Here is an 11713-nt window from a genome sequence, read left to right on the forward strand (position 1 = left end):
CGCACCGGTACGGAGGAGCCACGCAGATGGCGGAACACACCAGCTCGAGCATCACGATCGAGGCGACCCCGGCCCAGGTGATGTCGGTGATCGCCGACTTCGACCGCTATTCCGAGTGGACAGGTGAGGTCAAGCAGGCCGAAGTGCTGGAGAAGGACGAGCAGGGCCGCGCCCGGAAGGTGCGCCTGGTCCTCGACGCGGGCGCCATCAAGGACGACCACACCCTCAACTACAGCTGGCCCGGCGACGACGTCGTCCAGTGGTCCCTGGACAAGTCCCAGATGCTGCGCCAGCTCGACGGCTCCTACAGCCTGGAGCCCGTCGCGGACGGCAAGCACACCAAGGTCACCTACCAGCTCACCGTCGACGTGAAGATCCCGATGCTCGGGATGATCAAGCGCAAGGCGGAGAAGGTCATCATCGACCGGGCCCTGGACGGGCTCAAGAAGCGCGTCGAGGCGGGCACGGCGTCCTGACGTCGTCCTCGACGCCCTGACCTCGCCGATGCACTGAGAACCACAGCCGGAGGCTCCACCTTGCGTACGGTCCTCGTCACCGGTCCCGGCGGCGCGGGCCGTACCACCGTGGCGGCGGCCACGGCGCTAGCCGCCACCCGCGCCGGGCGCCGCGTGCTGCTGCTCACCTGCGACCGCGGCCGCGCGCCGGACACGGTGCTGGGCACCGCGCTGCCCGCGGAGGCCGCCGGCGACGGCTCCCCCTGGGCACCGCCCACCGAGGCGGCCGGCGGCCTGTGGGCCGCCCGCATCGCCGCGGGCGAACACTTCGGCGCCCTCGCCCGCGACCTGCAGGAGCGCGGCACCTCCCTCCTCGACCTGCTCGGCGCCACGCCGCTGGACCCCGAGGAGCTCACCGAACTCCCCGGCGCCGAGCCGCTCGCCATCCTCGCCGCCCTCCGCGCCGCCCACGCCGACGGCCGCTGGGACCTCCTCGTCGTCGACATGCCGCCCGTGCACGACACCGTGCGGCTGCTCGCCCTGCCCGAACAGCTGCGCCGCTACCTGCGCCGCCTGCTGCCCCCCGAGCGCCAGGCGGCCCGCGCGCTGCGGCCGATGCTGGCCCAGCTGGCCCGCGTCCCGATGCCCGCCCAGATGCTCTACGACACCGTCGAGCGCTGGCAGAAGGAGCTCGCGGCCGTCCAGGACGTGCTCGAGGCGGCCGGCACGACCGTGCGCCTGGTCGCCGACCCCGGCCCGCTCACCGCCGAGGCGTTGCGCGGTGCCCGTGCCGGGCTCGCCCTGCAGGGCTGCCGCATCGATGCGCTCGTGGCGAACCGGCTGCTGCCCGGCAGCTCCGCCGACCCCTGGCTCGCCCGTCTCGCCGACGAGCAGCGCACCGCCCACCGGGCGCTGTGCGAGGAGTTCCTCGCCGACGGCGTCACCGTGCGCGACCTGCCCCACCTCGGCCGGTCCCCGCGCGGCCTCGCGGACCTCCAGACCCTGGCCGCCCGCGCCACCCTGCCCCGCGAGGACCACCAGGACCGCCCGCCCACCGACCCCTGGACCGTCGAGGACCGCCTGGCCACCGACGGCATGCTCGTGTGGCGGCTGCCCCTGCCCGGGGCCGACCGGGACGCGCTCGGCCTCGTGCGCCGCGGTGACGAACTCATCGTCGCCGTCGGCCCGTTCCGCCGCGTCCTGCCCCTGCCGTCCGCGCTGCGCCGCTGCACCGTCTCCGGCGCCGGGCTGCGCGACGGGGCGCTGAGCGTACGTTTCATACCCGACCCCGACCTGTGGCCAAGGACTACCTGAACGGCACCATGGCGTTCAGGTAACGTCGAAGATAAATCCAGCCCGCAGGAGTCCGTCATGACCGATGCCACCGAGCGCCCCGGCCCCGGCCAGGCGCCCGACCCCGACGCCTGGGAACGGGCCTGCGCCGAGGACCTCGCCGCAGAGAAGGCCCGCCGCCGCGCGGAATCCGGGCAGGGGCACGAACCGGGCAGCGCCGCCGAGGAGCTGCGCAAGCTCGTCGACGCCGTCGCCGACAAGGTCTCCGCCTTCCAGCTGCCGCTGGCGGGCGCGGCCGCGCAGGGCGCCGTCCAGCACCTCATCGCCCAGGCGAAGGCCGCCGTCGAACCGGTCATCGACCGCAACCCCGAGGTCTTCGACCACCTGGCCTCCGCCGGCTCCGAACTGATGGCCGCCTACCGTGCCGCAGTCCACGGACACGAGGGGCGCTGGACGCGCGACGAGCCGGCGCGCGCGCCTCGCGAGCCCCGCGCGGACGAGCGCAAGGAGGAGGGCGACAACGGCGGCAGCGAGCGCATCGACCTCGACTGATCTCCCTCATGGCCTTGAGGACATGGGCCTACCCCGTCTCCGGTACGGTGGGGCGCGGCGGGGTTCGAGCGAATACTGAGGGACACATGGGACTCACCATCGGCGTCGACATCGGCGGCACGAAGATCGCGGCCGGCGTGGTCGACGAAGAGGGCTCGATCCTCGCGACGTGCAAGGTGCCGACCCCCGACACCCCTGAAGGCGTCATCGACGCCATCGCGGACGCGGTGCGCACGGTCAGCGAAGGCTACGAGGTCGAGGCCGTCGGCATCGGCGCCGCCGGCTACGTGGACGACAAGCGGGCCACCGTCCTCTTCGCCCCGAACATCAACTGGCGGCACGAGGCGCTCAAGGACAAGGTCGAGCAGCGCGTGGGCCTGCCGGTCGTCGTCGAGAACGACGCCAACGCCGCCGCCTGGGGCGAGTACCGCTTCGGTGCCGGCCAGGGCCACGACGACGTCATCTGCATCACCCTGGGCACCGGTCTCGGCGGCGGCATCATCATCGGCAACAAGCTGCGCCGTGGCCGCTTCGGCGTGGCCGCCGAGTTCGGCCACATCCGCGTCGTGCCGGACGGTCTGCTGTGCGGCTGCGGCAGCCAGGGCTGCTGGGAGCAGTACGCCTCCGGCCGCGCCCTCGTCCGCTACGCCAGGCAGCGCGCACAGGCCACCCCGGAGAACGCCGAGATCCTCCTCGCCCTGGGTGACGGCACCCCCGAGGGCATCGAGGGCAAGCACATCAGCGACGCCGCCCGCCAGGGCGACCCGGTGGCGATCGACTCCTTCCGTGAGCTGGCCCGCTGGGCCGGCGCGGGCCTGGCCGACCTCGCCTCCCTCTTCGACCCCTCGGCGTTCATCGTCGGCGGCGGCGTCTCGGACGAGGGCGACCTGGTCCTGGACCCGATCCGCAAGTCCTTCCGCCGCTGGCTCGTCGGCGGCCAGTGGCGCCCGCACGCGCAGGTGCTCGCCGCGAAGCTGGGCGGCAAGGCCGGCCTGGTGGGCGCGGCCGACCTCGCGCGCCAGGGCTAACCCCCGCCTCCACGGCGGACGACCGTCGGACTCCACCCTCTCGTAGCGCCGTTGCGGCGGAAGGGGACAGCACCGTGTTGCACGACCTGCCCGCGTCCCGGACGGAGTCCGACGGCTCCGCCGTCGTCCGCGTGCTGAGCTACAACATCCGCTCCATGCGCGACGACACCGCCGCACTGGCCCGGGTCGTCCGGGCCTGTGCGCCAGACGTCCTGTGCGTCCAGGAGGCGCCGCGCTTCTTCCGCTGGCGCAAGGCCGCGTCCCGCCTCGCCCGCGACACGGGCCTGGTGTACACCACCGGGGGCGCCACCGCCTCGGGCCCCATGATCCTCACCTCGCTCCGCGCCCACGTGGAGCGCAGTGCGGACATCCTGCTGCCCCGGACCCCGGGCCTGCACCAGCGCGGCTTCGCCACGGCGGTCCTGCGCTTCGGCCGGGCCCGGCTCGGCGTCCTCAGCTGCCACCTGAGCATCCGGGACGGCGAGCGTTACGAGCAGGGGCGGCTGCTCCTCGACCGGCTGCCGGCCCTGGGCACGCCGCACGCCGTGGCGGCCGGCGACCTCAACGACCGGCCCGAGGGGCGTACGTTCGGCCTGCTCGCGGGGGCGCTGCAGGACGGCTGGGCGACCCGGCCGTGGGGGCGCGAGCACACGACCCGGCTCGGCGACCCCCTGCAGCGCATCGACGCGGTCCTCGCGACCGAGGGCGTCGAGGTGCTGGGCTGCGGGGTGCCGATGGGCCTCCCGGGCGTCACCGAAGCGGACCTGAGGGCGGCCACGGACCACCTGCCGGTGCTGGCGGCACTGCGGGTGCCGGCCGCCTGACCGGGGCGCTGCCCCGGACCCCGGTCCTCAAACGCCGGACGGGCTGGATCTGTGCCTACACCACCGCGCCGCGGCCCGGGTCGTCGTCGTCCTCGTCGTCGCCGTCCTTCATCCGAAGGACCAGCGTCGCGAAGCCGCCCAGGAACCCGCCCACACCCAGCGTGGTGATCCACCACGTCAGCTCCTGCCGCAGCAGCACCATGATCAGCAGCAGCAACGGCCCACCGAGCACCGCGATCCACGCGAAGCGCGACGTGACGTCACCCGTCGGCAGCGGTGGCGGCTCCGGCGGCACGAAGTGCCCCTCCTCCGGGGCCTCCTCGTCGGCGGCATCGGCCGCGTTCCCGTCGCGCGGGCCGACGCCCGGGGCGTAGACGATGAAGCTGCCGGGCCGCTCGGGAGGCGGCGGGGCGGCGGAGGCGGCGTCCGGGCCTGCCTTCGCCGGGCTGCCGGGGGCGTTCTCGTCGTCGGCAGCGGTGGCGGGCTCGCCCTCAGGGGGCGCCGCCGGGCTGTCGGCTATGTCGCTCGTCGCGGGCCAGCGTCCCTTGTCCGGGTCCGGCTGCTCGCCGTAGGCGGCGACCAGCTCGGCCCACGCCCGGTCCTCGTCCAGCGGGTCGCGGCTCTCGTCGCGGTCCCGGTCCGCGTCGCGCTCAGCCACGGGACGCCGTCCCCTGCATGCCGGCGCTCTCCTCGCCCGCACCGGCGGAGAGCCGGCCGATGAACGCGTACGTCTCCTCGAAGACCGACTGGGCGTCGTTATCCAGCGTCGCCACGTGGTAGCTGTGCTCCAGCAGCCGCTCGGTGATGTCCCGGGAGGAGACCCGTGCCAGGATGCGCGCCGAGTCGGCCGGCGGCACCACGTGGTCCTCGGGGCTGTGCATCAGCAGCAAGGGCTGGGTGACCTGGGGCAGTTCGGAGTCCAGCATCCGCAGAAAACGCCGGAAGGAGTGCGCGGCGTGCAGCGGCACCCGGTCGTAGCCGGTCTCCACCATGCCGGGCTTGGCGATGTCGCTGGCGATGCCCTTGGTCGTACGGACCAGGTGGCGCACCACCGGCAGTGCCCTGGCGGCCAGGCCGTGCACCTTGTTGGCGGGGTTGACCAGGACGATGCCGGAGACCGCGTCGCCGTGCCTGGCCGCCAGGCGCAGCGTCAGGGCGCCGCCCATCGACAGGCCGCACACGAAGACCCGCGAACACCGCTCCCGCAGCGACCACAGCTCGCGGTCGACCTCGGCGTACCAGTCCTGCCAGCCGGTGACCGCCATGTCCTGCCAGTGCGTGCCGTGCCCCGGCAGCAGCGGCAGGGAGACGCTCAGGCCCCGCTCCGCGAGATAATCGGCCCAGGGCCGGACGGACTGCGGGGAACCGGTGAAGCCGTGACACACGAGGACGCCGACCTCTCCGCCGTCATGGCGGAACGGCTCGGCTCCGGGGAGGAGCGGCACCGGAATCTCCGATCAATGGAGCGGGACAACAGGAAAGAGAGGGGCTGGCCCTCAGCCTACGCGGAGCGCCGCACGGCGGGTAGGCAGGTTAAGGTCTCCTCGTCACTACAGGAGGTTCTCGGTTGTTCTACGGCGCTATGAAGCTGTCCATCGGCGGGTCGCTGAAGCTTGCCTTCCGGCCGTGGGTGGAGGGCCTGGAGAACATCCCGGCCGAGGGGCCCGCGATCCTGGCCAGCAACCACCTGTCGTTCTCGGACTCGTTCTTCCTCCCCGCGGTGCTCGATCGCAAGATCACCTTCATTGCGAAGCAGGAGTACTTCACCTCCCCGGGCGTCAAGGGCAAGCTGACGGCCGCCTTCTTCAAGGGCGTCGGCCAGCTCCCGGTGGACCGCTCGGGTGCGCGGGGTGCGGGCGAGGCCGCGATCAAGAGCGGCATCGAGGTACTGGAGCGCGGTGAGCTCTTCGGCATCTACCCCGAGGGCACCCGTTCCCCGGACGGCCGCCTCTACCGCGGCAAGCCCGGCGGGCTCGCCCGGGTGGCGCTGGCCACCGGAGCCCCCGTGATCCCGGTCGCCATGATCGACACGGAGAAGGTGCAGCCACCGGGGAAGGTCCTGCCGAAGATGGTCCGGCCGGGCATCCGGATCGGCAAGCCGCTGGACTTCAGCCGCTACCACGGCATGGACGGCGACCGCTTCATCCTCCGCTCGGTGACCGACGAGGTCATGTACGAGATCATGAAGCTCTCCGGCCAGGAGTACGTCGACATCTACGCGACGGCCGCCAAGCGGCAGATCGCGGACGAGGCGAAGCAGAAGGCCGAGGAGGAGAAGGCGGCGAAGGCCGCCGGACTCGACAGGGCCGGCAAGACGGAGCAGAAGGCAGAACACAAGCCCGAGGCGTAGGTCGCCCGGCTGGGGGTTGGGGCAGGGATGAGACAGCGCACCGGTGGGCGTCCGCGTGCCGTGCGGATGTCGGTGGAGCTGCCCCTGTGGCGTGCGTTGACCGGCTACCGCATCCTGACGCTCGGCTACGCGCTCACGCTCTTCCTCCTCAACTACCGCGAGTACGCCCATCCGCTCGGTGCCGCGCTCTACATGGGCGTACTCACCCTGTGGACACTGCTGACCTGGAACAGGGTCACCTCCGCCGAACGGTGCACGAAGCCGTTCCTGATCGCCGACCTGACGATCGCACTCGCCGGAATCGCACTCACCTTCTTCGTCGACACCGCCGAGCGCATCCACGCAGGCGGGGCCACCCTGCCGTCCATCTGGACCGGCGGAGCCGTGCTGGGCCTGGCCATCAAGGGCGGCTGGCGCTGGGCGGCGGCCGGTTCCACGCTCGTCGCGGCCGCCAACCTCCTGGAGCGCGGCAGCGCGGCCCGCGACACCGTCCACAACGTGGTCCTGGTGTGGGTCTCCAGCATCGCCATCGGCTACATCGTCGAGGTCGCCCGCGCCAGTGAGCGCACGCTCGCCCGCGCCCTGCAGATCGACGCGGCCACCCGCGAGCGCGAGCGGCTGGCCCGCGACATCCACGACAGCGTCCTGCAGGTCCTGGCGATGGTGCAGCGCCGGGGTGCGCAGCTCGGCGGCGAGGCCGCCGAGCTGGGCCGCATGGCCGGCGAGCAGGAGATCGCGCTGCGCAGCCTGGTCGCCGGCGGACTGCTGCCCCCACAACCCTCCGCCGCCCAGCTCGCCGAGGACGCCGAGCTGGTACGGACCGTGGCCCCCACCGCCGTGCCGCCGGCCGGCCCCTGCGACGTACGGGCGCTCCTGGCCCCGCACGCCGGAGCCGCCGTCAGCGTATCGGCGCCCGGTACGCCCGTCCTGCTGGAGGCGGCCGCGGCGGCGGAGCTGGCGGCTGCTGTCAGTGCCGCACTGGACAATGTCGCCAAGCACGCCGGTGGGGGCGCGCGGGCCTGGATCCTGCTCGAGGACGAGCCGGACGCGGTGATCGTCACCGTGCGGGACGACGGCCCGGGCATCCCCGAGGGACGGCTGGCGGACGCGGAGCGGGAGGGGCGCATGGGCGTCGCCCTGTCCATCCGCGGCCGGCTGCGGGACCTGGGCGGCAGCGCCGAGCTGGTGTCGGTGCCGGGGCAGGGCACCGAAGTCGAACTGAAGGTCCCACGGGGGAGCGAGGGCACGTGATGAACGCTGAGGCAGTACGGGTCATGGTGGTCGACGACCACCCCATGTGGCGGGACGCGGTCGCCCGCGACCTGGCGGCCGCCGGGTACGACGTGGTGGCCACCGCCGGTGACGGCCCCCAGGCGGTGCGCAGGGCCGGGGCGGCCCGGCCCGACGTCCTGGTCCTGGACCTCAATCTCCCCGGCCTGCCCGGCGCCGCCGTCTGCAAGGAGCTGGTGGCGGACCGGCCGGAGCTGCGCGTCCTGGTGCTCTCCGCCAGCGGCGAGCACGCCGACGTCCTGGAGGCGGTGAAGTCCGGCGCGACGGGCTACCTGCTCAAGTCCGCCAGCACGGAGGAGCTGCTGGACGCCGTGCGCCGCACCGCGGCCGGCGACCCCGTCTTCACGCCGGGCCTGGCCGGCCTGGTCCTCGGCGAGTACCGCCGCCTGGCCGCCGACCCCGCCCCCGCCGCCCCCGACGAGCCGAAGGCCCCGCAACTCACCGACCGTGAGACGGAGGTCCTGCGGCTCGTGGCCAAGGGTCTGTCGTACAAGCAGATCGCCGAGCGGCTGGTTATTTCTCACCGCACGGTGCAGAACCATGTGCAGAACACCTTGGGCAAGCTCCAGCTGCACAACCGCGTGGAGCTCGTCCGCTACGCGATAGAGCGAGGTCTCGACGACGCCTGACCCTTCGCGGCCGGGCGTTCCCCGGCGGAAGGGAAAGGTGTTGTCATGCGGATCGGAGTGCTGACCGGCGGCGGTGACTGCCCCGGGCTCAACGCGGTCATCCGCGCGGTCGTCCGCAAGGGCGTGCAGGACTACGGCTACGACTTCATCGGCTTCAGGGACGGCTGGCGCGGCCCCCTGCACGGCGCGGTGGTGCGTCTCGGCATCGAGGCGGTGCGCGGCATCCTGCCGCGCGGGGGAACCGTCCTCGGCTCCTCACGGACCAACCCCTTCAAGGAGCGGGACGGGGTCCGCCGCATCGCGGAGAGCCTCGCCGAGCACGAGGTGGACGCCCTCATCACCATCGGCGGCGAGGACACCCTCGGCGTCGCCTCGCGCCTCCACGACGAGCACGGCGTCCGCTGCGTCGGCGTGCCCAAGACCATCGACAACGACCTCTCCGCCACGGACTACACCTTCGGCTTCGACACCGCCGTCAACATCGCCACCGAGGCCATCGACCGCCTGCACACCACGGCCGAGTCGCACATGCGCGTCCTCGTCGTGGAGGTCATGGGCCGGCACGCCGGCTGGATCGCCCTCCACTGCGGCCTGGCCGGCGGGGCGAACGTCATCCTCGTCCCCGAGCAGCGCTTCGACCTCGAAGAGGTCTGCGGCTGGGTCACCTCCCGCTTCCGCGCCAGCTACGCCCCGATCGTCGTCGTCGCGGAGGGCGCCATGCCGCGCGACGGCGATCTGGTGCTGAAGGACTCCGCCGCGCTCGACTCCTTCGGCCACGTCCGGCTGTCCGGAGTGGGGGAGTGGCTGGCCAAGGAGATCGAGGCGCGTACGGGCAAGGAGGCCCGCACCACGGTGCTCGGCCACGTCCAGCGCGGCGGGACGCCCAGCGCCTTCGACCGCTGGCTCGCCACGCGCTTCGGGCTGCACGCGATCGACGCGGTGCGGGACGGGGACTTCGGGCAGATGGTCGCCCTGCGGGGCACGGACGTGGTCCGTGTTCCGCTGGCGGAGGCGACGGCACGGCTGAAGACCGTGCCGGCCGCGCTGTACGAGGAGGCGAAGGTCTTCTTCGGCTGACCGCCGGTGGTGTCCTGTGCCTCCGGCGCGGGCCCCCGTCCACCCGCCCGCCCGATCACCCGGTACGTCATTGACGCTTCCGGTCAACGGGTGGGCGGGTGGGAGGAGCCCGCCGCGCAGCGGCGGGTCAGACCAGGACGGCCGCCAGCAGCTCGGTGATGATCGCCGACCCGTTGAGCGTCAGTACCGACTCGGGGTGGAATTGCACACCGGCGTAGCCCGGCCCGCGCAGCGCGTGCACGTCTGCGGTGACGGGGTCCCGGCTCAGTTCCACACCCTGCGCATCGCCGCGCGCCGTGAACGTGTTGTAGAACCCCACCGTCTCCTCCCTCCCGAAGAAGTCGATCCGCTCCTGGGCGCCCTGGAAGGGCACGTCCTTCCGTACGATCTCCAGCCCCAGCTCCGCCGCGATCAGCTCGTGCCCCAGGCACACCCCCAGCAGACCGTGCCGGTGCTCCCGCAGCAGGGACGCGGCCAGCTCGCGCAGCAGCCGCATCTTCGGGTCGGCCGCGTCGGCGGGGTTGCCCGGGCCGGGGCCCAGCACCACGGGGCCCGCATGGCTCAGCGCGGCCTCCCGCAGCCCCGGTTCGTCGTAGCGCCGCACCGTCACCGCCAGCCCCGAGGTGCGCAGCAGGTGGGCGAGCATCGCCGTGAAGGTGTCCTCGCCGTCGACGACGAGCGCGTGCCCGCTCAGTGCGGCGGCCGAGGACTCGGTCCGCATCCGCAGCCAGAAGGGGGCCAGGTCGGCGCGGCGGGCGTCCAGGGCCGCCCGTACCCGGGGGTCGTCGGCCAGCCGTACGGGCCGGGCCGTCGCGGGACGTAGCGGGCCCGGCCGGACGCCGAGGGCGGCCAGGACGCCCGCCGCCTTGGCGTGGGTCTCGGCGACCTCGCCGCGTGGGTCGGAGTGGCGTACGAGCGTGGCGCCGACGCCCACCCGCAGCCGGCCGCGCCGGTCGATGTCGGCCGTACGGATGAGGATCGGCGAGTCGAGGGTCTGCGCGCCGCCCGCGTCCCGGCCGATGAGGGCGAGCGCGCCCGCGTAGTAGCCGCGGCCGCGGGGTTCGTACCGTTCGATGACCCGGCAGGCGTTCTGGACGGGCGAGCCGGTGACCGTGGCCGCGAACATCGTCTCGCGGAGCACCTCCCGGACGTCCAGTGACGAGCGTCCGCGCAGCTCGTACTCGGTGTGCGCGAGGTGGGCCATCTCCCGCAGGCGGGGGCCGACGACCACGCCGCCCATGTCGCCGACGGTGCACATCATCTTCAGTTCCTCGTCCACGACCATGGACAGCTCCTCCACCTCCTTGCGGTCGTGCAGGAAGCCGAGGAGCCCTTCGGTGGTGGGACCGGCCGCAGGACCTCCGGCCGGATAGCGGTAGGTGCCGCTGATGGGGTTCATCACGACCGTCCCGCCGGACATCCGCACGTGCACCTCGGGGCTCGCGCCCACCAGCGTGCGACCGGGGGTGTGCACGACGTAGGTCCAGTAGGCGCCGCGCTCGCCGCCCAGCAGGCGCCGGAAGAGCGAGAGCGCGTCGGCGGCGGTGAACCCGTGGATCTCGCCCTCGAAGGTGCGCCGGATGACGAAGTTGGCACCCTCACCCGTGCCGATCTCGTCCTCGATGACGCGTTCGACGATCCGCGCGTACTCCTCGTCGTCCACGTCGAAGGCGCCGCCCTCGACCCGTACCCGGTGTGCGGGCAGCGCGGCGCTGACCTCGGCGAGCGGGAGCTCGTAGGACTCCTCGGGCCGCAGGACCAGCAGGGGCGTGCCGTCGTCGCGGACGTCGAAGCCGCGCTCGCGGATCTGGCGGAAGGGGACGAGGGCCAGCGCGTCGTGCGCCGGGCCGCCGTGCGCGGGCGGGCCGGCGGGCAGCGGGATGTCAGCCAGGCGCCCGGCCTCGCTCACCGGGCCCAGCAGCAGCTCTACGGTGTCGTGCGGGCGGCCGGGAGTGTGGCGGTGGAGCAGGGCGAAGGGCGGGCAGCCGGCGCTGCTCAGCCGGGCGAGCAGGGCGGCGGTGTCGACGGTCATCAAGGTGTTCCTTCCTGGAGGAGGAACGGCCTCGGGGCCGGCGTCCCGGGTGGGGAACGCCGAAGGCCGCCCCTCGGGGCGGCCTTCGCGATCGGTCGGGAGTACGCGCGATCAGTGGGCCGCCGGAGGAGCGGTCCACCACCAGTTCTGATTCCGGGACTCGAGCACGTACATGGCGGGCAC

The 11713-nt window shown here is 73.3% G+C and carries 12 protein-coding genes; 9 read left to right on the forward strand and 3 right to left on the reverse strand.

Annotation, left to right across the window (positions count from 1 at the left end; translation table 11 throughout):
• Window positions 1-26 precede the first annotated feature (26 nt).
• From AB0F13_RS15715 to AB0F13_RS15735, 5 genes are all read left to right on the forward strand, one after another.
• The gene (locus tag AB0F13_RS15715; RefSeq protein ID WP_362081247.1) at window positions 27-476 is read left to right on the forward strand and encodes an SRPBCC family protein; all 450 of its coding nucleotides are present in this window, start codon (window positions 27-29) and stop codon (window positions 474-476) included.
• A 60-nt stretch (window positions 477-536) separates the two neighbouring features.
• On the forward strand, window positions 537-1769 hold the full coding sequence (locus tag AB0F13_RS15720; protein ID WP_362081250.1) for an ArsA-related P-loop ATPase: 1233 nt from the start codon (window positions 537-539) through the stop codon (window positions 1767-1769).
• A 57-nt stretch (window positions 1770-1826) separates the two neighbouring features.
• A complete protein-coding gene (locus tag AB0F13_RS15725; RefSeq protein ID WP_362081253.1) occupies window positions 1827-2300 on the forward strand; it encodes a DUF5304 domain-containing protein in 474 nt (157 codons plus the stop codon).
• 86 nt (window positions 2301-2386) lie between these two features.
• The gene (locus AB0F13_RS15730; protein WP_362081256.1) at window positions 2387-3328 is read left to right on the forward strand and encodes an ROK family glucokinase; all 942 of its coding nucleotides are present in this window, start codon (window positions 2387-2389) and stop codon (window positions 3326-3328) included.
• A gap of 74 nt (window positions 3329-3402) precedes the next feature.
• Complete coding sequence (locus tag AB0F13_RS15735) at window positions 3403-4152, forward strand: endonuclease/exonuclease/phosphatase family protein (protein ID WP_362081259.1); 750 nt, start codon at window positions 3403-3405, stop codon at window positions 4150-4152.
• Between the two features lie 55 nt (window positions 4153-4207).
• On the opposite strand, the gene AB0F13_RS15740 is transcribed toward AB0F13_RS15735, so the two are convergent.
• Both AB0F13_RS15740 and AB0F13_RS15745 read right to left on the reverse strand, forming a co-directional pair.
• On the reverse strand, window positions 4208-4810 hold the full coding sequence (locus AB0F13_RS15740; protein ID WP_362081262.1) for a hypothetical protein: 603 nt from the start codon (window positions 4808-4810) through the stop codon (window positions 4208-4210).
• A complete protein-coding gene (locus AB0F13_RS15745; RefSeq protein ID WP_362081264.1) occupies window positions 4803-5597 on the reverse strand; it encodes an alpha/beta fold hydrolase in 795 nt (264 codons plus the stop codon). Before AB0F13_RS15745 ends, AB0F13_RS15740 begins: the two co-directional genes overlap by 8 nt.
• Before the next feature lie 122 nt (window positions 5598-5719).
• Here AB0F13_RS15745 and AB0F13_RS15750 point away from each other — a divergent pair, with 122 nt between their 5' ends.
• From AB0F13_RS15750 to AB0F13_RS15765, 4 genes are read left to right on the forward strand one after another with little or no spacing between them, the layout of a single operon-like run.
• Window positions 5720-6502, forward strand: coding sequence for a lysophospholipid acyltransferase family protein (locus AB0F13_RS15750; protein WP_362081267.1), 783 nt, complete (start codon window positions 5720-5722; stop codon window positions 6500-6502).
• A 27-nt stretch (window positions 6503-6529) separates the two neighbouring features.
• A complete protein-coding gene (locus AB0F13_RS15755; RefSeq protein WP_362081270.1) occupies window positions 6530-7753 on the forward strand; it encodes a DUF5931 domain-containing protein in 1224 nt (407 codons plus the stop codon).
• Window positions 7753-8421, forward strand: a complete 669-nt coding sequence (locus AB0F13_RS15760) for a response regulator transcription factor (protein WP_362081274.1) — start codon at window positions 7753-7755, stop codon at window positions 8419-8421. The genes AB0F13_RS15755 and AB0F13_RS15760 overlap by 1 nt, the downstream gene beginning before the upstream one ends.
• Window positions 8422-8466: 45 nt before the next feature.
• Window positions 8467-9498, forward strand: a complete 1032-nt coding sequence (locus tag AB0F13_RS15765; protein WP_362081277.1) for a 6-phosphofructokinase — start codon at window positions 8467-8469, stop codon at window positions 9496-9498.
• A 127-nt stretch (window positions 9499-9625) separates the two neighbouring features.
• On the opposite strand, the gene AB0F13_RS15770 is transcribed toward AB0F13_RS15765, so the two are convergent.
• Window positions 9626-11530, reverse strand: coding sequence for an anthranilate synthase family protein (locus tag AB0F13_RS15770; protein WP_362081280.1), 1905 nt, complete (start codon window positions 11528-11530; stop codon window positions 9626-9628).
• Window positions 11531-11713: the final 183 nt, after the last annotated feature.

The organism is Streptomyces sp. NPDC026206 (assembly GCF_040638465.1).
GTDB lineage: Bacteria > Actinomycetota > Actinomycetes > Streptomycetales > Streptomycetaceae > Streptomyces.